At 72.3% G+C, this 21,931-nt stretch carries 23 protein-coding genes; 6 read left to right on the plus strand and 17 right to left on the minus strand.

The features are described from left to right. From hemB to H9I49_RS13450, 6 genes are all read right to left on the minus strand, one after another. A complete protein-coding gene (gene hemB / locus H9I49_RS13425; RefSeq protein WP_188030869.1) occupies nucleotides 1-966 on the minus strand; it encodes a porphobilinogen synthase in 966 nt (321 codons plus the stop codon). 13 nt (nucleotides 967-979) lie between these two features. Beyond that, a complete protein-coding gene (locus H9I49_RS13430; RefSeq protein WP_188030870.1) occupies nucleotides 980-2,629 on the minus strand; it encodes a uroporphyrinogen-III synthase in 1,650 nt (549 codons plus the stop codon). Beyond that, entirely contained in the window at nucleotides 2,626-3,630 is a 1,005-nt protein-coding gene (gene hemC / locus H9I49_RS13435) for a hydroxymethylbilane synthase (RefSeq protein ID WP_188030871.1), read from the minus strand. Before hemC ends, H9I49_RS13430 begins: the two co-directional genes overlap by 4 nt. Continuing rightward, entirely contained in the window at nucleotides 3,627-5,009 is a 1,383-nt protein-coding gene (hemA, locus tag H9I49_RS13440) for a glutamyl-tRNA reductase (protein ID WP_188030872.1), read from the minus strand. Before hemA ends, hemC begins: the two co-directional genes overlap by 4 nt. Next, on the minus strand, nucleotides 5,006-5,689 hold the full coding sequence (locus tag H9I49_RS13445) for a redox-sensing transcriptional repressor Rex (RefSeq protein WP_188030873.1): 684 nt from the start codon (nucleotides 5,687-5,689) through the stop codon (nucleotides 5,006-5,008). Before H9I49_RS13445 ends, hemA begins: the two co-directional genes overlap by 4 nt. Nucleotides 5,690-5,877: 188 nt before the next feature. Continuing rightward, nucleotides 5,878-6,141, minus strand: a complete 264-nt coding sequence (locus H9I49_RS13450; RefSeq protein ID WP_188030874.1) for a glutaredoxin family protein — start codon at nucleotides 6,139-6,141, stop codon at nucleotides 5,878-5,880. A gap of 94 nt (nucleotides 6,142-6,235) precedes the next feature. On the opposite strand from H9I49_RS13450, the gene H9I49_RS13455 reads away from it, so the two are divergent. After that, the gene (locus H9I49_RS13455) at nucleotides 6,236-7,060 is read left to right on the plus strand and encodes an RNA polymerase sigma factor (protein ID WP_255523928.1); all 825 of its coding nucleotides are present in this window, start codon (nucleotides 6,236-6,238) and stop codon (nucleotides 7,058-7,060) included. A 341-nt stretch (nucleotides 7,061-7,401) separates the two neighbouring features. Further along, the gene (locus H9I49_RS13460) at nucleotides 7,402-8,793 is read left to right on the plus strand and encodes a DUF5667 domain-containing protein (RefSeq protein WP_188030876.1); all 1,392 of its coding nucleotides are present in this window, start codon (nucleotides 7,402-7,404) and stop codon (nucleotides 8,791-8,793) included. Nucleotides 8,794-8,827: 34 nt separating this feature from the next. Here H9I49_RS13460 and H9I49_RS13465 read toward each other — a convergent pair whose 3' ends face one another. After that, on the minus strand, nucleotides 8,828-10,210 hold the full coding sequence (locus tag H9I49_RS13465; protein WP_255523984.1) for a lysophospholipid acyltransferase family protein: 1,383 nt from the start codon (nucleotides 10,208-10,210) through the stop codon (nucleotides 8,828-8,830). Between H9I49_RS13465 and H9I49_RS24205 the strand changes: the two genes are divergently transcribed. After that, nucleotides 10,209-10,727, plus strand: coding sequence for a hypothetical protein (locus H9I49_RS24205; RefSeq protein WP_188030877.1), 519 nt, complete (start codon nucleotides 10,209-10,211; stop codon nucleotides 10,725-10,727). The genes H9I49_RS13465 and H9I49_RS24205 overlap by 2 nt on opposite strands. A gap of 28 nt (nucleotides 10,728-10,755) precedes the next feature. Here H9I49_RS24205 and H9I49_RS13475 read toward each other — a convergent pair whose 3' ends face one another. The 5 genes from H9I49_RS13475 to H9I49_RS13495 all read right to left on the minus strand — a co-directional run bounded on the left by H9I49_RS13475 (nucleotide 10,756) and on the right by H9I49_RS13495 (nucleotide 15,568). Then, nucleotides 10,756-11,802 carry an NAD-dependent epimerase/dehydratase family protein gene (locus H9I49_RS13475; RefSeq protein WP_188030878.1) on the minus strand — a complete coding sequence of 349 codons (1,047 nt, stop codon included), beginning with the start codon at nucleotides 11,800-11,802 and terminating at the stop codon, nucleotides 10,756-10,758. 268 nt (nucleotides 11,803-12,070) lie between these two features. Continuing rightward, entirely contained in the window at nucleotides 12,071-12,169 is a 99-nt protein-coding gene (locus tag H9I49_RS13480) for a 30S ribosomal protein bS22 (RefSeq protein WP_003792170.1), read from the minus strand. Between the two features lie 234 nt (nucleotides 12,170-12,403). Then, nucleotides 12,404-12,604, minus strand: coding sequence for a helix-turn-helix domain-containing protein (locus tag H9I49_RS13485; protein ID WP_020145054.1), 201 nt, complete (start codon nucleotides 12,602-12,604; stop codon nucleotides 12,404-12,406). 181 nt (nucleotides 12,605-12,785) lie between these two features. Then, complete coding sequence (gene aspS, locus H9I49_RS13490; protein WP_188030879.1) at nucleotides 12,786-14,129, minus strand: aspartate--tRNA(Asn) ligase; 1,344 nt, start codon at nucleotides 14,127-14,129, stop codon at nucleotides 12,786-12,788. Nucleotides 14,130-14,371: 242 nt separating this feature from the next. Beyond that, nucleotides 14,372-15,568 (minus strand): acetoin utilization protein AcuC, encoded by a 1,197-nt coding sequence (locus H9I49_RS13495; RefSeq protein ID WP_188030880.1) that lies wholly within the window; start codon nucleotides 15,566-15,568, stop codon nucleotides 14,372-14,374. Between the two features lie 50 nt (nucleotides 15,569-15,618). Here H9I49_RS13495 and H9I49_RS13500 point away from each other — a divergent pair, with 50 nt between their 5' ends. Further along, entirely contained in the window at nucleotides 15,619-16,287 is a 669-nt protein-coding gene (locus H9I49_RS13500; RefSeq protein ID WP_188030881.1) for a TrkA family potassium uptake protein, read from the plus strand. A gap of 13 nt (nucleotides 16,288-16,300) precedes the next feature. Here H9I49_RS13500 and H9I49_RS13505 read toward each other — a convergent pair whose 3' ends face one another. The 4 genes from H9I49_RS13505 to H9I49_RS13520 all read right to left on the minus strand — a co-directional run bounded on the left by H9I49_RS13505 (nucleotide 16,301) and on the right by H9I49_RS13520 (nucleotide 19,224). Further along, the gene (locus H9I49_RS13505) at nucleotides 16,301-16,837 is read right to left on the minus strand and encodes a GNAT family N-acetyltransferase (RefSeq protein ID WP_188030882.1); all 537 of its coding nucleotides are present in this window, start codon (nucleotides 16,835-16,837) and stop codon (nucleotides 16,301-16,303) included. Nucleotides 16,838-16,938: 101 nt separating this feature from the next. After that, entirely contained in the window at nucleotides 16,939-17,442 is a 504-nt protein-coding gene (locus H9I49_RS13510; protein ID WP_255523929.1) for a GNAT family N-acetyltransferase, read from the minus strand. A 15-nt stretch (nucleotides 17,443-17,457) separates the two neighbouring features. After that, nucleotides 17,458-18,264 carry a pyrroline-5-carboxylate reductase gene (gene proC, locus H9I49_RS13515; protein WP_188030883.1) on the minus strand — a complete coding sequence of 269 codons (807 nt, stop codon included), beginning with the start codon at nucleotides 18,262-18,264 and terminating at the stop codon, nucleotides 17,458-17,460. Nucleotides 18,265-18,273: 9 nt separating this feature from the next. Then, nucleotides 18,274-19,224 (minus strand): proline dehydrogenase family protein, encoded by a 951-nt coding sequence (locus tag H9I49_RS13520; RefSeq protein WP_370587567.1) that lies wholly within the window; start codon nucleotides 19,222-19,224, stop codon nucleotides 18,274-18,276. Between the two features lie 164 nt (nucleotides 19,225-19,388). Here H9I49_RS13520 and H9I49_RS13525 point away from each other — a divergent pair, with 164 nt between their 5' ends. Further along, nucleotides 19,389-20,198 (plus strand): maleylpyruvate isomerase N-terminal domain-containing protein, encoded by an 810-nt coding sequence (locus H9I49_RS13525; protein WP_188030884.1) that lies wholly within the window; start codon nucleotides 19,389-19,391, stop codon nucleotides 20,196-20,198. 122 nt (nucleotides 20,199-20,320) lie between these two features. Beyond that, nucleotides 20,321-21,607, plus strand: coding sequence for a lactate 2-monooxygenase (locus tag H9I49_RS13530; RefSeq protein WP_188030885.1), 1,287 nt, complete (start codon nucleotides 20,321-20,323; stop codon nucleotides 21,605-21,607). A gap of 4 nt (nucleotides 21,608-21,611) precedes the next feature. Here H9I49_RS13530 and H9I49_RS13535 read toward each other — a convergent pair whose 3' ends face one another. Further along, on the minus strand, nucleotides 21,612-21,830 hold the full coding sequence (locus H9I49_RS13535; RefSeq protein WP_188030886.1) for a hypothetical protein: 219 nt from the start codon (nucleotides 21,828-21,830) through the stop codon (nucleotides 21,612-21,614). Between the last annotated feature and the right edge of the window lie 101 nt (nucleotides 21,831-21,931).

Raw genomic sequence — 21,931 nt, forward strand, 5'->3', positions numbered from 1 at the left:
TCAGGCGGTCCATTCGGTCACGTCGAGCGCGAAGTACGTCAGCACCACCTGGGCGCCGGCCCGGCGGATCGAGGTCAGGGACTCGAGCGCCGCGGCGCGCAGGTCGATCCAGCCGTTCGAGGCGGCCGCGTGGATCATGGAGTACTCGCCCGAGACCTGGTACGCCGCGACGGGCACCGACGAGCGCTCGGCGGCGGCCGCGACGACATCGAGGTACGACATCGCGGGCTTGACCATGACGAGGTCGGCACCCTCCGCGATGTCGAGGTCGACCTCGCGGAGCGACTCGACGACATTGGCGGGGTCCTGCTGGTAGGTGCGGCGGTCGCCCTGCAGGCTCGACTGCACGGCCTCGCGGAACGGGCCGAAGAACGCCGACGCATACTTGACGGCATACGCCAGGATGAGCGTGTCGGTGAGCCCCTCCGCGTCGAGTGCCTCACGGATGACGGCGACCTGGCCGTCCATCATCCCGGAGGGTGCGACGACGTGGGCTCCGGCGCGGGCCTGGGCGACGGCCATCTCGGCATAGATCGCGTTGGTCGCGTCGTTGTCGACTCGACCGCGGTCGTCGAGGACGCCGCAGTGCCCGTGGTCGGTGAACTCGTCGAGGCAGGTGTCGGCCATGACGACGAGGTCGTCGCCGACGGCCTCGCGCACCGCCCGGAGGGCGACGTTGAGGATGCCGTCGGGATCGACCGCGCCCGAGCCGGTCGCGTCCTTCTCCAGCGGGACGCCGAACAGCATGATCCCGCCGAGTCCTGCCGCGACGCAGCGGCGAGCGACGTCGACGACGCTCTCGAGCGTGTGGTGCTGGACGCCGGGCATGCTCGCGATCGGACGCGGCTCGGTGAGTCCCTCGGCGACGAAGACCGGCAGCACGAGGTCACGCGGGTGCAGCCGGGTCTCGGCGACGAGCGACCGGACGACCGGGTTCTGCCGCAGGCGGCGGGGACGCTCGATCATCGGTGGCCCCGGCTCAGCGGGCGCGGCGGCGCGAGGCCGGGCGCTTGTCGCTGGGTCGCTGGACCGGCTGGCCCGCCTCGGCTGCGGCGACCGCGAGGCCGACACCGTGGCCGGCCAGCGCGTCGACGAGGCTGAGGGCCGAAGCCTCCGGGGCGAGGACGTCCACGCGCAGCCCGTGCTCCTGCGCCGTCTTGGCCGTTGCCGGACCGATGCACGCGACGACCGTCGCGGCGTGCGGCTTCCCGGCGATGCCGACGAGGTTGCGCACCGTCGAGCTCGACGTGAAGAGGACGGCGTCGTAGTCGCCCCCCTTGATCGCGTCGCGGATCGATGCGGCCGGCGGGGCCGCGCGCACCGTGCGGTACGCCGTGACGTCGTCGACCTCCCACCCCATGTCGCGCAGACCGGCGACAAGCGTCTCGGTGGCGATGTCGGCGCGGGGCAGCAGGATCCGGTTGATCGGGTCGAGCACCTCGTCGAACTCGGGCCAGGCCTCGAGCAGACCGGCCGCCGACTGCTCGCCCGTCGGCACGAGGTCGGGGTTGATGCCCCACTCGCGCAGGGCCTCGGCCGTCACGCCACCGACGGCGGCGACCTTGAGGCCCGCGAAGGCACGGGCGTCGAGACCGAACTGCTCGAACCGCTCGCGTACGGCGCGGACGGCGTTGACCGAGGTGAAGCCGATCCACTCGTAGCGACCCGTGACGAGGCCCTTGACGGCCTTCTCCATCTGCTGCGGCGTGCGCGGCGGCTCCACGGAGATCGTCGGGACGACGTCGGCGGTGGCGCCGTAGCCGGCGAGCCGGTCGACCATCGAGCCGGCCTGCGCCTGCGTGCGCGGCACGAGGACCTTCCAGCCGAAGAGCGGCTTGTTCTCGAACCACGAGAACTCTTCGCGCAGAGCGACATTCGGCGACACGACCGCGAGCGACACCTCGAGGGCACCCTTGCCTGCGAAGACGGCGTCCGCCGCGCCGAGGCTCGTCGTCACGGACGACTGGTGCACCGTCGTGCCGTGCGCCGTGAGCACCACGAGCGACTCGGCCGGCCGGCCCGCGCCGAGCAGGGCGCCGAGGGCGGCGCGGATGGAGTGACTGTTCCCGAGCAGGACGAGCGTGTCGTCGTCGGCGCGGTACGCGGAGTAGTCGACGCCCGAGCGGTCGACGCCGACGACGTGGACGACGCCCGTGGACTTCGAGGTGAGCGGCACCCCGGCATACGTGGGGCCGGCGGTCAGCGCGGAGACCCCCGGAACGATGTCGAAGGTGATCCCGGCCTTGCGGCAGGCGCGCACCTCCTCGACGAGACCGTTGAAGGTCGCCGGGTCGCCGTCCATGAGGCGCACGACGAGGCCTCCGGGGGCGACCGACTTCGCGGCCTTGACGACGAGCTTGGCACGTCCGGCGTGGGTCAGCTCCTGGCCCTGCTCGCCGTGGCCGGCGTCGACGATCTCGACGTCGGGGCGCGCGTGCTGGAGCACGACGTCGTCGCGGGCGATCCGGTCGATCACCACGACGTCGGCGGCTGCGAGCAGGTCGCGTCCGCGGAGCGTCATGAGGCCGGGGTCACCGGGACCGGATCCGACGAAGGCGACACGCGCGGGAGTCGTCGGGTGCGTGGGAGGCGAGACCGTCTGCTCCGACGGCTGGCGGGAAGGAGTCACGAAACTTGCTCCGGTTGGTGTGAGGCGGGGTCTGGTGCGGGGTGCGCGGCATCGGCGGCCGGGGTCGGCGCGGCGTCCACGGGTGCGTCAGTGGTCTGGAGGTCGGCGGCGCCATCCTCCAGCAGGATCCGGGCCAGGCGCGCGCCGAGCGACTGCGGTTCGGAGTACGGGCCGACGAGCGAGCGGCGCAGCTCGACGGAGCCGTCCTCGGTGCCGGCGAAGGCGCGAAGGGACAGCTCGAGGCCGTCGTCTCCCTCGACGACCTCGGCAAGCGCGCCGACGGGCGCCGTGCAGCCGGCCTCGAGCGTCGCGAGCAGGGAGCGTTCGGCGGTGACGCAGGCCCGGGTGTCGGGGTCGTCGAGGACCGACACCGCGGCCACGACGTCAGCCCGGTCGGAGCGGCACTCGACGGCAAGGGCTCCCTGCCCCGGCGCGGGCAGCACCTGGATGGGGTCGATGACCTCGGTGGCCTCGTCGAGCCGGCCGAGCCGCGCGAGCCCGGCACGGGCGAGGACGACGCCGTCGAGCTTGCCGGACGTGACGAATGCGATTCTGGTGTCGACGTTTCCGCGGATCGGGCGGACGTCGAGGCCGAGCCCGAGAGCGGCCAGCTGCGCCGTGCGACGCGGCGAACCGGTGCCGACGACCGCGCCCGCGGGCAGCTCGCCGAGGGTCAGGCCGTCGCGGGCGACGAGCACGTCGCGGCTGTCCTCGCGGACCGGCACCGCGGCGACGACGAGGCCGGGCTCGGGGGTGGTCGGGAGGTCCTTGAGGGAGTGGACGGCGACGTCGATGCGGCCCTCGAGCAGCGCGTGGCGGATCGCCGCAGCGAAGACGCCGGTGCCGCCGATCGCCGTCAGCAGCTCACCCGACACGTCGCCCTCGGTCGTGATCTCGACGAGCTCGACCTCGTGCCCCGCCGCGCGCAGGCGGTCCGCCACCCAGCTGGACTGCGTGGTCGCGAGGGCGGATCGGCGCGTGCCGAGGCGCAGGGTGGTCATGACTGGACCCGCTTCGGCGGCGCGGAGACGTTGGCGACGTCCTTGGGCTCGAGGTCGAAGAGCTCGCGCAGGGCCGCGGCGTAGCCGTCGCCGCTGCCCTCCATCGCGAACTCCTTGACCCGCATGGTCGGCGTGTGGAGCAGCTTCTCCACGATGCGGTGGACCGCGAGGCCCACCTCGGCGCGGGTGGCCTCGTCGAGACCGGGCAGCCGCTGGTCGAGACGGTCCATCTCGGACGCGACGAGCTCGGCGGCCCGGGCTCGCAGCGCGGCGACGGTCGGCGCGACGGACTTCTCCATGCGCCGGGTGAGGTGGTCGGCCACCTCACCGGTGATGAGCTCGCGCACTCGCGCGACCTGCGTCGTGTCGGCCCGGCCCTCGAGGAGCAGGCCCAGAGCCTGGAGGTCGACGAGCGCCACGCTCGGCAGGGGCTCGGGCCAGGACCCGAGCGGCTCGACGTCGCGGGGCAGGCCGAGGTCGACGACGACCTGGGGCCGCCCACCACGGCGGGCGGCGCTCTCGGCGAGCATCGGCGCAGTGATGACGTGACCCACCGCGCCCGTGCACGTGACGACGAGGTCGCTCCCGGCGAGCACGTCGGCGAGGTCGTCCCACGGCCGCGCCGTGCCCGACGTCGCTGCGGCCAGCCGCTCGGCGCGCTCGGCGGTGCGGTTGACGACGGTGAGCGACTCGACGCCCGCGCGGGCCATGGTCGCGGCCGCGAGGCCGCTCATGCCGCCCGCACCGACGACGGCGGCCGAGGCGCCCTCGAGCGGCCCGAGGACGGTCTCGGCCTCCTCGAGCGCCATCTGGACGAGGGAGACGCTGTGCTGGTCGATGTCGGTCTCGGTGTGCGCCCGCTTGCCGACCCGCAGCGCGGCCTGGAAGAGCGCGTTGAGCGACTCGGCGACCTGGCCGCGTCGCTGGGCGCCGGTGAGGGCGTCGCGCATCTGCCCGAGGATCTGCGACTCGCCGACGGCCATCGAGTCGAGACCGCAGGCGACCGTGAACGCGTGCGCGACCGCGGCGTCGTCGTAGCGGACGTAGAGGTGTTCCGCGAGCGCCTCGGCACGCGACGCGAGGGCGTCGGCAGGGTCGGTCGGGGGCACGTCGGCGGCGGGCCGGGCGTCGGCCGGAGGCTCGATGCCCGCGGCGAGCGCGAGCGCCTCACCGATGGCGGCCACGGCGGGGTGGAAGGCGGGGACGGCGGCATACACCTCGAGGCGGTTGCACGTGGAGAGCACGACGGCCTCGGTCGCGGTCGCGGACCGCAGGACGGAGCCGGCGATGGCCTCGGCGCGGTCGGGGCTCTCGGAGAGGGCCTCGAGCACCGACAGCGGCGCGGTGTGGTGGGACAGTCCGATGACGAGCAGGCTCATGGGGCGACCACCGCCGAACGGAGCTCGCCGGCGGCGAGGGACTTGCGCTGGGCGTGGAAGGCGAGGATCTGCAGCTCCGTGGAGAGGTCGACGCGGCGCACGTCCACGCCGCTGGGCACGGCGAGGACCGCGGGGGCGAAGTTGAGGATCGAGCTGATCCCGGCGGCGACGAGGGCATCGCACACGGCCTGTGCCGCGGGGGCGGGCGTCGCGATGACCCCGATGGCGATCGGGTCGAGCTGGTGGTGGTCGGCGAGCTCGGACAGCGGCCGGATCGGCACCCCGACGATGCGCTCGTCGGCCAGGGCCGGGTCGTCGTCGTAGAGCCCGACGATGCGGAACCCCTTCGTGACGAAACCGGAGTAGGAGGCGAGAGCGTGCCCCAGGTTGCCCATCCCGACGATGGCGACCGGCCAGTCCTCGGTGAGCCCGAGCGCCCGCGAGATCTCGAGCGCGAGCGTCTCCACCTCGTAGCCGACCCCGCGGACCCCGTAGGAGCCGAGGTGGCTCAGGTCCTTGCGCAGCTGCGCGGAGCGCACGCCGACCTCGGCCGCGAGCTCTTCGGACGAGACCGACACGACGCCGTCCTCAGCGAGACGCGACAGCGTCCGAAGGTACTCGGGAAGCCGCGCGACGGTCGCGTCGGGGATCTCTCGACGCAGTACAGGGTCGGCGGACACGCTTGCTCACCGGCTCCTCTCAACGAGGCGTTCTCCCGAACGCGGAGCACGTGGGGACCAGATCAGGCTAGACGTTTGTGAACCCATGCACAAAGTTGACTTCGGCGGCCTATCACGGCATGGGACGGCCCGGTGAGGCAGGTCACCCCCTCGGCGACCCGGCGGCCGGCGCACGGACCCTGGAGAGGTCAGCGGAGGGCGGCGCGCAGGCGGGCCTCGTCGACCCTCCAGAAGTCGTGGCGACGGCCGTCGACGAAGGTCACCGGGATCTGCTCGGCGTAGCGACGCAGCAGGTCGGGGTCGTCGTCGACCGATTCCTCGCGCCACGTCACGCCGAGCTCGGCGGCGACGCGTTCGACCACGGCCCGTGCCTCGTCGCAGAGGTGGCACCCGGGACGGCCGAGCAGCACGACGCGGGGCTGGTCGGCCCCCGGAGTCCGATCTGTCGTCACCGGCCCACTCTATGCCGGCCTGCGCCAACGTCGGCTGCGCCACAAAAGCCCAACGAGGCCCCAACCGCCTGCCGATTCGGTCAGACTGTCCACAATGCGCGCTAACAGGACGCCGGCACGCCGGCTCGGCCCTGTCCCCGCGCCGGGAAGGGTCCCGGCGCTGGTGTCGATGACGCCTGTCCCCGCGACCTCCACACCCGCCGGTTACCCGGCGGGTAGTCGGCTCACCACCACCCTCCCGACGTGGCGCAGCGCCCTCGACCTGCTCTGGGCCGCCCTCGCCGGCGAGGGCACCGAGGGCGTCGAGCTGACCCGTGGCGGAGCAGGTCACCCCGGCCCCGGACGCGCGCACCCCGTGCGCGACGTCGAGCAGCAGGCCCGCATCGCCGCCCTCGTCGAGCTCGCCCAGCGCGGCGACAAGGAGGCCTTCGCCCAGCTCTACGACGTCTACGTCGACACGGTCTTCCGCTACGTCCTCGTGCGGGTGGCCAACCGCGCGCTCGCCGAGGACCTCACGTCCGAGACGTTCCTGCGCGCCATGCGCCGCATCGACTCCTTCACGTGGCAGGGCAAGGACATCGCCGCGTGGTTCGTCACCATCGCCCGCAACCTCATCGCCGACCACGTCAAGTCGGCGAAGTTCCGTTTCGAGGTCGCGACGGCCGACATGCGCGATGCCGACGAGCGCGTCGACGCCCCCGAGGCCGAGGTGCTGAACCGGCTGCGCGACGAACGGCTCGTCTCGGCGATCCGCGAGCTCGGCCCCGACCAGGCCGAGTGCATCACCCTGCGGTTCCTCCAGGGCCTGTCGCTCGCTGACACGGCGAAGGTGCTCGGCAAGTCCGAGGGCGCCGTCAAGCAGCTCCAGCTGCGCGCCACCAGGGCACTGCGCAAGTCGCTCGACGGAGTCGAGCTGTGACGGGCGTAACCCCACCGGCACCCTCGTCGTTCTCACGCCGGAGGGACGGTGCGTGTGGGCCCGGACCGCCGCTCGGCGCGCCGACCGGCGCGACCGTGGATCGCGTGAACGCAGGCGGCTCGATGGCAGTGACGACAGTGCTCGAGCCACTGACGAGTGACCTGCACGACCCACCCCTCGCCGTATGCCGTGTCGCGGCGCGCCCGCCCGGGCCGCCGGGGTCGGTCCCGGGAGGCCGTACGCCCTGACGGGCTCCCGGGACCGCGTGACCCAGCGAGCTCGACCAGCCCGACCAGAACGACCAGACCGACCACCGCACCCGACCGACCGAAGGAGGGGACATGGACCTCGGCGCCAACGCCGACGGCGAGCTGCTGCAGCGCGCCCTCGACGGCGAACGCGTGACCGAGCCCGGAATCCTCGAGCTCGTCGCCGTGCTCCACGCCGTGCAGGCCGTCGACCAGGCCGGGCTCGCTCCCCGCGCCGAGTTCGTCTCCGACCTGCGCGCCCGCCTGCTCGCCGATGGCGGCACCGCCGTGCTCCCGGTCACGCCGGTCCCACCGCCGGCCGGCACCGATGGTGCCCAGGCCTCCCCCGGCACCGAACCAACGTCGACATCGACTGGCCCGTCCACGGGCCTGTCGACTGGCCCGTCGACGCCCGACGAGCGCCGGCTCGAGGACGGGAAGGACGGCGAGGGTGGCACGGGCGGCACCGTGTCGGTGCTGCGCGTCGCGGCCCGGCCCCTGAGGTTCCTCGCCGCCGCGGCCGCCGGCATCCTCGTCGTCGGCGGGTCTCTCGGTGCGGCGTCGCGCACGGCGCTGCCCGGCGACGCCCTCTACGGCGTCAAGCAGCTTCTCGACCGGGCTGCCGTGCAGCTCGCGGGCTCGCGCCTCGACGAGGGGCTCACCTATCTCGCGCAGGCGCAGGAGCACATCGAGGACGCCCGCGACCTGCTCGACCGGGGCGACCCGTCGACACACGACCTCGACACGGCATACGACGCGGCCAGCGACGCGACCCGGCGGGCCCAGACGATCCTCCTGGACGTCTACACGAACGAGAAGCGCACCGAGGCCCTGACCGAGCTCGCCGACTTCTACACGCGGGCCATCCCGCAGGTCGAGGCCATGCGGCCGCGCGTGCCCGCCGAGTCCCTGCCGGCCTGGCAGCGCCTGAGGGACCTCCTCGGCGCCGGCCAGCTGGCGACGCTGCGCGTTCTTGCGACCTGCACCGGCTGCGGTGACCGCGCCCTGCAGGCCCGGCAGGTGCTCAGCACCGTGACCGGGGCAGCGCGGCCCACGACGCCCGGAGGCAGCAGCCCCGCCCCGGGCACCCGGTCCCCGACGGGTACGCCGACGCCCTCGGGGTCGGTGCCGGGGCTCCCGCTGCCCTCGGCCACCGTCCCCCACGCCCAGCTGCCGGGCGTCACGGTCCCGGGTGTCACGGTCCCGGGTGTCACCGCGACCGGTGGTGTGACGCTGCCCGGCGGCACCGTCAACCTGCCGAGCGTCGGCATCACGTCCTCCTCCGTCGGTGGCGGCGGTGGAGGCGTGACGCTGCCCGGCGCGACGGTGAACCTGCCGAGCGTCGGCATCACCTCCTCGACGATCGGTGCGGGCGGTGGCGGCGTGACTCTGCCCGGGGTGACCGTGACCGTTCCGACCATCAAGCTCGGCGCCCCGACCGTGCCGTCCGCCTCGCTCCCGGCGCCGACGAAGCTGCTCCCCTGACACCAGTCCGACCGCGACCGGCACCGGGGAAAGCTCAGAGGAAGACGGACTTGCGCTGCATGAGCAGGCTGTACAGCGTCTGCTGGATCGTCTCGCGCACCTGGTCGGTGAGGTCGAAGACGAGCATGGGGTCATCAGCCGCGTCGGGTCCGAAGCTCGTCGTCTGGATGGGCGGCCCGAACTCGATGAGCCACTTGCTCGGCAGCGGCACCATGCCGAGCGGCCCGAGCAGCGGGAACGTGGGGGTGATCGGCGCGTACGGCAGACCGAGCAGTCGCGCGACGGCCGGCATGTTGCCGATGATCGGGTAGATCTCCTCCGCGCCGACGATCGACACCGGCACGATCGGGACACCGGCCCGCAGCGCCGCCGACACGAAACCACCCCGGCCGAAACGCTGGAGCTTGTAGCGCTCGCTGAACGGCTTGCCGACGCCCTTGAAGCCCTCGGGCCAGACGCCGACGAGCGAGCCGGTGCGAAGCAGCCGCTCGGCGTCGGTGTTGGCCGCAAGGGTGGTGCCGGACCGGCGAGCCATGGTGCCGATGAACGGCATCTGGAAGACGAGGTCGGCACCGAGCATGCGCAGGTGGCGGTTCCTCGGGTGCTCGTCGTAGACGGCCACCTGGGTCATGAGGGAGTCCATGGCGACGGTGCCGGAGTGGTTGCCCACGACGAGGGCGCCGCCCTCGTCGGGGATGTTCTCGATGCCGCGCACCTCGACCCGGAACCACTTCTTGTAGAGGGGCCGCAGCAGGGGCAGGTGCACGTTGATCGTGTAGTCCTCGTCGAAGCCGAACTCGTCGACGACGTAGTCGCCGGTGAGCCGGCGGCGCAGGTAGGCGAGGGTCTCGGCCACCTGGCGCTCGACGTCCTCGGCGGGCACACCGGCGGACGTCGCCGCAGCGCGCAGGACGTTGACGGCGAGCTCGACGAGCTCGGCCGGCCCGGGTCGCGACTCGGACGAGAACTCGGCTCCCTCGAGCACGCTGCCGATGAGCTTCTCCGCGCGTGACTGCAGGCCCGTGGTCAACGCTCGCTCCCAGCCCTCGCCCTCGCCCGGGGCCGTATGCCGGGTGGTCGGCTTCGCGCTGGCGCTCTCGTCTCGCGGGGCGACGTCCTCGACGGGCGGCACGGCGCGCAGCCGCTTCGGCTCGCCGGTGCCAGGGCGCCGGGTCGACCGCATCGAGGCGCGGCTCGGCCGGGTGCGAGCCGCCGACGGCCGCTCGGGCGCCTCTGATCCCTTGGGTCGCTCGGGTCCCTCGGGTTCGCCGGTCGCCGTTGTGTCCTCGACGGCGACGGGCTCGTCGGCCGGCTGAGGGGTCACGGCCTGGTCGGCCGTTGCCTCCGGTGCCTCGGAGTCACGCGATGCGTCGAGCTCGCCGTCGCCGGTGGGCAGCGTCATCGGGGACTCAGTCATGGGCCCCTCGGTCACCGTGGCGGCCTCGTCGGCCGGCGACGAGGTCGTCGACGTCCCGGCGGCGAGCCGGCGGGCGGTGCTCACCTCGACCGGCTGGGTCGGGATCAGCGGAGTGCCTGCGCGCCGGCGGCGTTCGCCCGAGGCCCGCGCGGCGCCCGCAGCGAACGCGCCTCGGACGGGACGTGCCGCGGACGTCGGGACGACTGCCGCTGCCGCTGCTGCCGGCGTGGTCGTCGCGGTCGTCCTCTTCGCGGCCTTCTTCGCGGCGGGCTTCTTCGTGGCCCTCTTGGCAGGCTTCTGGGCAGGCCTCTCGGCGGGCTGCGTCGTGGCCTGCTTCGAGGCCTTCGTCGTGGTCTTCTTCGTGGCCTTCTTCGTGGCCTTCTTGGCGGGCCGCTCCGCAGCTTTCTTCGCGGACGTCTTTGCGGACCTCTTGGCGGTGGGCGCCGGCGCACGGGTGCCGGCCCTCTTCGCAGCAGCCTGCTCCGGCGGCGCGGACTCGGCGCCGTCCCTGCCCTGAGCCGGCGCGGACTGGTTCGGGTCGACGGTCACGGCTGGATCCTGTCGAAGACGCGGGCGAGGGCTGCGGCCGTGCCGCCGGCGGCGTCGCTGACGACGTCACCGACTCCGTCGACGCCGGGGACGGCCGGGCGCAGATGGCTCGCATAGTCCTCGAACGCCGCCCGCGTCGTGAAACGCGGCTCGAACTCGAGCACGGTGCGCATCCGGGTCGTGTCGAGGCCGCGGCCGAACGCGAGGAAGGTCAGCTGGTCCGAGGAGAAGTCGGCCAGACCGCTGCGCTTGACGACGCTGCCGATGACACCGGCCGCTCCGAGCGGCACGGGCAGCACCGGTCGACGGGCGATCGCGGTGCACTGGGTGACCGTGAGGAAGCCGTCGCCCGCGACGTTGACGATGCCGGCCGCAGGGCCGGTGGTCGCGAGGATCATCGCCGCTGTCGCGTCGTCCTCGTGGATGAACTGGAACCGCGCGTCGTAGCCGAGCGGGATCGGCACGACCGGCAGCGAGAAGTAGTCGGTGATCGCGGTGTGGATGCTCGGGCCGACGACGTTGGCCAGGCGCAGCATCGTGATCTCGACGTCGGGGCGGCGGCGCGAGAAGCCCCGGACGTAGCCCTCGACCTCGACCGAGTCCTTGCCGAAGCCGGCACGCGGCAGGGTCTTGGGGTTCATGTCCTCGCTGAACATCGCGGGGTCGCGCGGCGAGGAGCCGTAGACCGCGGCGGACGACTTCACGACGAGGCGCTTGACCGACTCGGACTTCTGGCACGCGGCGAGCAGCTGCATCGTGCCGATGACGTTGATCTCCTTCTGCGTCACCCGCCCGCCGGTGTCCTTGGGGGTCGCGATGACGTTCATGTGCACGACCGTGTCGACGTCGGCCTGCGCCATGATCCGCCCGATCATCGGGTTGCGGATGTCGGCGCGGACGAACTCGGCCCGGCCGATCGAGTGCTTGGGCGGCACGACGTCGACGCCGAGGATCCGCTCGACGGACGGATCGGTCGAGAGCCTGCGGGCGTAGAGACCACCGAGGTAGCGGGACACCCCCGTGACCAGGACGACCTTGGCCATCGGCTCCTCCTGTGCTCGCTTGTCGTCGGTCGCTCGGGCGCGCGTCGCGCCCGGGCCCTGCACGTGCGACGGAGGAGGCTCGCTCCCCCGCACGTGAAGCCTACCGAGGCCCCACGGCATACGCTCCGGCGCACCGCTGCCGATGTGGCGAGCCTCTCTCCGAGGAGGCCTCGACGAGGGGACCTGCCCTCAAACGCGAACGACCCTCACGGTTGCGTGAGGGTCGAGAGCGAGCGGGGCGATGCCGCCGGTTCCTGAGCTGGTCAGGTCACTTCTTGTTGCGACGCTGGTGACGCGTCTTGCGCAGCAGCTTGCGGTGCTTCTTCTTCGCCATCCGCTTGCGACGCTTCTTGATGACAGAACCCATAGTTGTCCTTGCCGTGCGACTGATCCTTGACTGAGCTGATGCCGACCTGCGTCGACACGCCGCATACAAGGGCAGGTCGAAGTACGAGCCGAACAGGCTCCACAGCGTAGCGCGTGCGAGGCCTGAGCCCAAAAGCCCTCGTCGTGACCCGTCTGCCCACCTGCACGGATGCCGAGGGGGCGGCCGGACCTCGTGGTCCTGGCCGCCCCCTCGGTGTGCGTGGAAACGCTGTGTTCACGCGGTGTCGATGTAGGACGTCTGGAGGTACTTGTGCACCGCGTCCTCCGGAACCCGGAAGGAGCGGCCGACGCGTACGGCCGGAAGATCTCCGCCGTGGACGAGCCGGTAGACGGTCATCTTCGACACGCGCATGATCGAGGCGACCTCGGCGACGGTCAGGAACCGCACCTCGGCGAGCTGGCGCTCATTCGACATGTGAAACCCCGATCTTCAGTGGTTGCACCCGCGTGTCGACGGCTTCCCCTCCGGCGAAAGAGCACGCAGGTGCAAGAAGCAACACTAGGGGCAGATGTGACTGGAGGGGAAGTGAAGTGCCAAAACTCGCCTCGGGCGCAAGTCGACACGCCGGTGGGGCCCCTGTGGATCTCCCGGCTCGTCACGGCTCCAGACGGTGCAGGTCGCGAGGGAAGAGGGTCACCTCTCGAATGTTCTCTGCTCCCGTCAGGCGCCCCACCCACCTTTCCAGACCGATCGCGAATCCGCCATGCGGAGGCATGCCGTGGGCGAACGCGTCGAGGTAGCCGGCGATGAGCGACGGGTCGGTTCCCGTGCGCGCCATGGCCGCCACGTAGTCCGACGGTCGGTGCAGCCGCTGCCCACCGGTCGTCAGCTCCAGCCCCCGGAACAGCAGGTCGAAGCTGTTGCTCCACCTCTCGTCCCCCCGCTGGGGATGCGTGTAGAAGGGGCGCTTCCTCATCGGGTAGCCCTCAACCGCAAGGAAGTCCGAGCCGTATGCCGTCCGCGCCCACTCGCTGAGCGCGCGCTCGTGTGCGGGGCTGAGGTCCGGCTCGTCCGGGTCGGCGCCGACCTTCGCGAGGGCGTCGCTGAAGTGGATGACGGGGAACTCCTCGGGCACCCGCGGCAGCTCGACGCCGAGGAGCGAAGCGGCGTCACCGGCATACGTGCCGATGGCGTCGACCATGCCGGCGATGGCGGCGCGCAGCACGGCGAGGACGTCGCGATGGTCGCGGATGAAGCCGAGCTCGGCGTCGAGCGAGGTGTACTGCGCGAGGTGGCGCACGGTGTCGTGCGGCTCGGCGCGGAACACCGGGCCCACCTCGAAGACCCGCTCGAACACCCCCACGAGCATCTGCTTGTAGAGCTGCGGGCTCTGTGCGAGGTAGGCGGTGCGGCCGAAGTAGTCGACCGTGAAGACGTTGGCGCCGGACTCGGTGGCCGTGCCCACGAGCTTCGGGGTCGCGATCTCGGTGAACTCGAGCGCCGCCAGCGCTTCGCGGAAGCCGCGCATCGACGCGCTCGCCAGCTGCCATGCGGCACGGTGCCGCGGGTGTCGGAGCGTCACCGCGGCGTGGTCGAGATGCGTGGGCAGGCCCGCACCGAACCTCGGCCGCCAGAGCTCGGCGGGTGGCGCGACCGCGGGCTCGGTCAGCGCTGTGACGGTCGGCTCGACGAGCTCGGAGCCGCCCGGGGCCGACGCGTTGGCGGACACCGTGCCGGTCACCTCGACCACGGTCTCCTCGGGCAGCCCGGCGAGCTGCTCGAGCGTCCCGGGCTCCTTGACGACGACCTGGGCCAGCCCGGTCCGGTCGCGCAGGACGAGGAACGTGACGCTCGCAAGGACGCGGCGCCGGTGGATCCAGCCCGCGAGCGTGGCGCGCTCGCCGGGCGGCGTGGTCACGAGGTCGCGCGCGAGGATGCGGGTCGGGCTGCTCGAACCGGTCGTGCTGGTCGTCGCAGCGGTCACATGGGTGGGTTGCATTTCGTTCACCTCCAGAGGGTTGCTGCCCCGGAGGTGCGGGCGATGGGGAATGTCGCTGTGCCACCACACCTTCGCCATCGCGGAAGTGCGATGGCCTCTTGCCGTGCTCGGCTCAGGATCGTCAGGCCCGTCGTCGCCGTGCGGCCAAGGCTAGGCGCTCAGCCCACCCCCGACCAACTGGGTATCGCCGCGCCACCAGGGCGCCGCGGCACGCACCGCAGCGAAGCGAGGCGCCAACCAGCTCAGTCGAAGTGGACGTCGAGGCCGTGGAGGGGGAAGACGGCCGAGCGGGTCGCCATGATCGCGCGGTCGACCTCGCTTGCGGGGTCGTAGCCCATGTCCCACGAACGCCACCAGAGCGGGCCGTCCTCCGCGGTCAGGTCGCCCATCCGGCGTGGGCCGGGTCGGCCGAAGACCTGCTCGACATGGGCACGCCACCCCTCGGGGACCTCGGTGGAGGTCTTGATCGGGGTGTGAGCGGCGATGGCGGTCAGGTGGGTCCACGTGCGCGGGACGACACCGATGACCTCGTAGCCACCACCGCCGAGGGCGATCCACCGCCCGTCACACACCTCGTGGGCGAGGCGGTGGAGCGCGTCGGCGGCGGCGCGCTGGGCGTCGACCGTCACGGCGAAGTGCGCGAGCGGGTCCTCGGTGTGGGTGTCGCAGCCGTGCTGGGTCACGAGCACGTCGGGACCGAAGCTGCGGATCAGCGGGTCGGCGACGGCGTGCAGGGTCCGCAACCAACCGGCGTCGTTGAGTCCCGGTGGCAGCGCGACGTTGACGGCGGTGCCCTCTGCATCGGGGCCGCCGATGTCGCCCGGCCAGCCGGTGCCCGGGAAGAGCGCCCGCCCCGTCTCGTGCAAGGAGATCGTGAGCACGCGCGGGTCGTCCCAGAAGATCTGCTCGACGCCGTCGCCGTGGTGGACGTCGACGTCGACGTACGCGACGCGCTCGGCGCCGTGGTCGAGCAACCACTGGATGCCGACGGCGATGTCGTTGTAGACGCAGAAGCCGCTGGCCGCCCCGCGCATCGCGTGGTGCAGGCCGCCCGTGAAGTTGACCGCGTGGGCAGCCGAGCCCTCCCAGACGGCGCGACAGCTGTCGACGGTGCCGGCGACGACCCGCGAGCTCGCCTCGTGCATGCCGGGGAAGGCGGGGTCGTCGTCGGTGCCGAGGCCGTACGCGGGATCAGCGGCGCCGGGGTCAACGGAGGCGGCCTTGACCGCTGCGACGTAGTCGTCGTCGTGGATCGTCGCGAGCACCTCGTCGGACGCGACCTCCGCACCGACCACCTCGACCCCCTCGGCTGCGAAGACCCCGAGCGCGTCGCACAGGCGCGCCGTCAGGTCCAGGCGCACCGGCGCCATCGGGTGCGTGGGACCGAAGTTGTACCTCGTGAAGGAGGTGTCCCAGACGACCCGGGCCTGAGTTGGCATGATTGAGACGCTATCGCGGAAACGCGCCATGAACGACGGAGGTACAACCCATGGGCCGCAACCGTCTCTTCGACGACGACGTGATCGTCATCGGGCTGGGACGCTTCGGCTCGGCCGTCGCGCTCGAGCTGACCAAGCTCGGACACCGCGTGATCGCGGTCGAGCGCGACAACGCCATCGCGGAGAGCTACGTGAACAAGGTGGCCAAGGTCGTGCACGCCGACATGGCGCAGGCCACCGCCATCGACATGATCCGCGACGCCCAGCCGAAGATCGCCATCGTCGGCATCGGCTCGTCCGTCGAGTCGTCGGTCCTCGCGGCCGCGAACCTCGTCGACGCCGAAGTGCCGTCGATCTGGGCGAAGGCCCTGACTCCCGAGCACAAGCGGATCCTCGTCCGCATCGGGGTGCACCACGTCATCTCGCCCGAGGCCGACTCGGGCCGCCGCGTCGCCCACCTCGTCAACGGCAAGCTGCTCGACTACATCGAGTTCGACGACGGCTTCGCCATCGTGAAGATCAAGCCGCCGAGCGAGGCCATCGGTTTCACCTTGGAGCAGAGCCAGATCCGCCGCAAGTACGGCGTGACCGTCGTCGGCGTGAAGGCGCCCGGCGAGGACTTCACGTATGCCGTGCCGCAGACGAAGATCTCGGCGCACCACCAGCTCATCGTCAGTGGGCCCACCGAGCTGCTCGAGCGTTTCGCCGCACGCCCCTAGCCGGCGCCGCGGCTCAGGGCGTCAGGGGTGGGGTCGAGGCTCCGGGGTCGGCACCGAGCGGGAGCACCATGGCGATCTCCTCCTCGCCGTCCTCCTCGCTGACGACCCCCATCGGACGGCGGTAGTCCGTCGGCCGGAAGCCGATACCGCTCGCGAAGGCGACGGCGCGACCGTTCTCGGTCCCGACCCAGTAGACGAGGTGCGTCTGGCCGCGCTCGGTGGCAATGGTCGCGCTGTCGTTGACGAGGCGGGTCGCCACTCCGGAGCCGCGCGCCTCGGGGCGCACCCACAGGCCGAACAGCTCGGCGGCCGTGCCCTCGCTCGCCTTCGCCGTGCCGACGCTGACGACACCGACGGCCTCGCCGGCCCGCTCGGCGACGAGCCGCGCGGAGCGCCTCATCCGCTCGCGCCACAAGGCCTCGTCGTAGGCCTCCTCCTCGTCGACCGTGGCCGCGAACGCCTCGGGCGACTCACGCAGTGCGGCGAGCCGGACGGAACGGTAGTCCTCCCAGTCGTCCTCGCCGAGGGAACGCACGCTGATGTCGGTCATGGGGTCCACCTTCGCACGAGAGGCTGTCGAACCGACACCCGAGGCCGGGTGAACGTTCGGGGGGTGCACCCCTGGCCGGGCGCCGGCGGGGCTGGGCGACGTCAGAGCCGGTGGACCATCTCGATCTCGTAGAGGTCGGGTCGGCGGGGGTGCTCGTGGACGGCACCGGTGCGCTCGAAGCCACAGCGCGCGTACAACTGCTCGGCGGCCGGGTTCGAGCTCGTCACCTCGAGGACGACCTGGGACTTGCCCATGCGCCTCGCCTCGTCGAGGACCGCCCGGACGAGAGCCTCTCCCACCCCGCGGCCGCGGGCCCGGGGTGCGACGTACATGCCGAACAACGTTGCGGTTGTGGCTCTTTCGGGCTCCCAGTGCGAGCCGAGGCCCGCCGTGCCCAGAATGCCCTCGTCGTCGCGGGCCTGCACCAGCCAGGCGCCCTCGATGCGCTCACGCCAGTCGGCCTCGTCGTAGACGGCTTCGTCGGCGTAGGTGAACCAGAAGGCGTCGGGCGCGTCCCGGAGCATCTCGAGGCGTACGTCCCGGTGCGACTGCCACTCGTCGGGCCGGACGGTGTGCAGGTGCATCGCGGGGTGTGGTTCTCCCATCACCCCACAGTGCCCTCAGACCTGCCCGGACGCCAGCTGTTTCGACCGTGCCGCGGCGGCCTCGATGGCGGTGACGAAGGCCGCGCGGACCTTGTGGTCGTCGAGCTGGCGCAGCGCGGCGACGGTCGTGCCGCCCGGGGAGCTGACCTGCTCGCGCAGGACGGTCGGGTGCTCGCGGGTCTCCTTGAGCATGGTGGCCGCCCCGTAGAGCGTCTGGACGACGAGCTCCGTCGCGATGGCGCGCGGCAGGCCGAGCACGACGCCCGCCTCGATCATCGCCTCGACGACGTAGAAGATGTACGCGGGCCCGCTGCCGGAGATCGCGGTGACGGCGTCGAGGTGCTTCTCGGGGAGCCGCACGACCTCGCCGCACGAGCTGAGCAGCGCCTCCGCCTCCTCGAGGTGGTCGTCGGTGCAGTGGCTGCCGGGCGCGATCCCGGCCATCCCCTGGTCGACGAGGGCCGGCGTGTTCGGCATGACGCGGATGACCGACGTGCCCTCGGGAAGCCGCGACTCCAGGTACTCGGTCGTGATGCCCGCCGCCAGCGAGATGACGGTGTTGCCCGGCGCGACGTGGTCGTGGATCTCGTCGAGCAGGGACGCCATGTCCTGCGGCTTGACGCACAGCACGAGCGTGTCGGCGGCGTCGGCCGCCTCGGGGTTCGGCAGCACGCGTACGCCATGGCGCGCGGCGAGCGCGTTGACCTTGTCCGGTGTGCGCCCGGTGACGATGAGGTCGTCGGGCGTGCGGCCCGAGCGGATGAGGCCGGACACGAGCGTCTCGCCCATGACCCCCGCACCGAAGATCGCCGTTGTCGTCATCTCCGCCTCTCAGCCCTTGGTCGCGACGCCGCGCAGGAAGAACATGACGTTGGCGGGCTTCTCCGCCATACGTCGCATGAGGTAGCCGTACCACTCCTCGCCGTACGGGATGTAGACCCGCATCTGGTCCCCGCGATCGGCGATCCGCTTCTGCTCCTCGGGCCGGATGCCGTAGAGCATCTGGTACTCGAACGACTTCGGGTCTCGCCCCGCCTGGCCGCCGAGCGCCCCGGCGATCTCGATGAGGCGCGGGTCGTGGGACGCCACCATCGGGTAGCCCTCGCCCTGCATGAGGATCTTGAGGCAGCGCACGTAGGACTTGTCGACCTCGGCGCCGGCCTGGAAGGCCACCGACTCGGGCTCCTTGTACGCGCCCTTGCAGAGGCGGACGCGCGACCCGGCGTGCGCGAGGTCACGGCAGTCCGCCTCGGTGCGGTAGAGGTACGCCTGGAGCACGGCGCCGACGGTGGGGAAGTCCGCCCGCAGCTCACGGAGCGCGTCGAGCGTGAGGTCGGTCGTCGTGTGGTCCTCCATGTCGAGGGTCACCGTCGTGCCGGCCTGCCGAGCGACGTCGCAGATCGCGCGTGCGTGCTCGAGGGCGATCGCGTTGCCGTCGCCCGGGAGGGCCTGGCCGAGGGCACTGAGCTTGAGCGACACCTCGACCTTGCCGCCCTCGGTGAGCCCCTGGTCGTGCAGCGCGGTGAGGAGCGCGACGTACGCGTCGCGCGTGTGCCGCGCCTGCTCGAGGTCGGTGGTGTCCTCGCCGAGGTAGTCGATCGTCGAGAGGCGGCCCGACGCCGCGATCTCGGAGGCGGCACCGACGACGTCGGCGTTCCGGGCGCCGGGCACGAAGCGCTTGACCACCGAGCGCGACACGGGTGCCTTCTCGATGACGTCTCGGATCTTCTCCTGCTTGGACAGCTGCAGGAGCGCGTTGCGCAGCAGGTCGCTGGCGTCCACAAGGGCCTCCGGAGGTGCTGGGATGTCGCTCGGATGACGGGCGGTGGGCGGCGGTGACCGCCCCGCGGGGCAAATCTACCGTCGCCGCGACGGCACCCCGCCCATGCACCCGACCACGTGAGGCTCGCGCCGGACAGCGCCGCCGGTGCGGCACACTCGCTCTCATGCGCTCGATCGACGACGACAGGCTCGTGGCGCCGGGACCGCTGGGAGTCGGCCTCGAGGAGCTCGGGGAGGCGCTCGGTGCGGCCTCGACCGTGCTGCGCGCCAACGCGATGGCCGCCGGGCTCGACGCTCCCGTGCCGACGTGCCCGGGCTGGACCGTGCTCGACCTCGTGGCGCACCAGGGGATGGTGCACCGCTGGGCTGCCAGCCACCTGTCCGGCGCGCCGATCGAGGACACCGCCTCCCTGGAGCAGCAGGGCCGGGGCGCGCCCGACGTCCTCGGCTGGTTCGACGAGGGGGCGACGGCCCTGCTCCAGGCGGTGGTGGACGCCCCTGACGACCTGGAGGCGTTCGTCTTCCTCAAGGACGCGCCGGCTGCCCGGCTCTTCTGGACCCGGCGGCAGTGCCACGAGACGACGATCCACGCCGTCGACGGCCTGTCGGCGCGGCTCGGTCGTGCGGCGGGCGCGGACGAGACGTGGATCCGCCCCGAGATCGCCGTCGACGGCATCGACGAGCTGCTCGTCGGTTTCATCACCCGCAGCCGCCGCGGCGCGTCGCCCGGTGAGGACACCACCGTGCTCGTGCGACCCGACGACGTCGACGTCGCCTGGCTGGTCGAGCTCGCGACGGGGCGCCCCATCGTCACCCGGCGCGTGCGGCCCGAGTCACCCGAGGCGGCCGGCGCCCATCACACCCTGACCGGCGGGCCGGTCGACCTGTACCTCCGGCTCTGGAGCCGTAGCGCGTCCGACCCCGCGGAGGACCTCGAGCGCTGGTGGCGCGACGCCATCTCCGTCACCTGGTGACCGGGCCGCCGTCCGACGGCGGCCCGGTCACGTCGACCCGCGCGTCGGGCTGCGGCAGACTGCCCGCACGAGACCACCTCGCGTGCCGGCGCGACACGACCGGCTCCGGGAGAGGAGCGCGTATGCCGTTTGAGTCGCTCGGCCGGACGGTGCAGTCCGCCATCTACCGCGCGGGTGCCTTCGGGCACAGGCCCGAGGTGCCGACCGACGGCACCCACCTCGAGGAGGCCGCGCGCAAGGTCATGTCACGGCGCGGATTCGCTTACGTCGCAGGGTCGGCGGGCTCCGAGGCCAGCGCGGTCGCCAACATCGCCGCCTTCGCCCGGTGGCGGATCGTGCCGCGAATGCTCGTGGACACGACCGAGCGCGACACCGGTGTCGAGCTCTTCCGGCGGCGGCACGAGAGCCCCTTTCTCGTCGCTCCCGTCGGGGTGCTCTCGATGGCCCACGAGGACGCCGACCTCGCCGTCGCCCGGGCGGCCCGCGAACAGGGCGTCACCCAGATCATCAGCACCCAGGCGTCCGTGCCGATGGAGGACATCGCGCGCACGCTCGCCGGGTCGGGCCACTGGTACCAGCTCTACTGGAGCAGCGACGACGACCTCGTCGAGAGCCTCGTCTCCCGCGCCGAGGCCTGCGGCAGCGACGCCCTCGTCGTGACGCTCGACACGGCATACCTGGGCTGGCGACCGCGCGACCTCGACCTCGGGCACCTGCCGTTCGCACGCGGCGAGGGCATCGCGCAGTACACGTCCGACCCGGTCTTCCGGCGTCTGGTCGCCGAGCGGGTGGCGGCTGCGTCGCCGCAGCCGCGGCCGCGTCCCACGCCCGCCGCCGTCGCGACGCTGCTGTCGATGAGCCGCAACCACCCCGGCGACACGCGGCACAACCTGACGGCTCCCGAGCCGCGGGCGGCGGTCGAGACCTTCCTCGACCTCTTCAGCCGGCCCTCCCTGACCTGGGACGACCTGCCGCGGCTGCGGGCGCTGACCCGGCTGCCCATCGTGCTCAAGGGGATCCTGCACCCGGACGACGCGCGTCGCGCCGTCGAGGCCGGGGTCGACGGGGTCTACGTCTCCAACCACGGCGGGCGGCAGGTCGACCGGTCGGTCGCGGCGCTCGACGCCCTGCCGGGGGTGGTCGAGGCGGTGCGGGCGAGCGGTTCGTCGATACCGGTCATCTACGACAGCGGGATCCGATGCGGCGCAGACGCTTTCGTGGCTTTGGCGCTAGGCGCCACGGCGGTCGGGGTCGGCCGTCCCCACGTCTACGGGCTCGCGATCGCGGGCGCGCGCGGGGTCTCCGACGTGCTGCGTAACCTGCGCGCCGAGCTCGACCTGCAGCTCGCGCTGACCGGCTGCACGTCCCTCGCCGACGTGACGCCCGAGCGCCTCGTCCGCGTCGGCTAGAGCCTCACCCCCCGCCGCCGGGGCTGTAGTACGCGGCCGGGACGTAGTAGCTGATGGTGATCCGGTGCGCGGTGCGCTCCGTGACGGTGATGTTGGAGACGGGCGGCGGCGCGGTGGCCGCGGACGAGCCGGTCGCCGGGACCAGCATCGCGGCGATCGATGCGAGGGCCGTGAGGACCACGAGCACAGCGCGCGTGCGGGCGGTCGGTCTCGACGTCGTCATGCGCGCGCTCCCCTGTGTGCGGGTGCCGAAGGTCACATCATGGTCCATTCGGGGCACAGCTGACGCTTCGGAGGGGGAACTGGCTCGACGGCGTCCCGCAT

The sequence above is a fragment of the Terrabacter sp. MAHUQ-38 genome (assembly GCF_014518425.1).
In the GTDB taxonomy this organism is placed as follows: domain Bacteria; phylum Actinomycetota; class Actinomycetes; order Actinomycetales; family Dermatophilaceae; genus Terrabacter.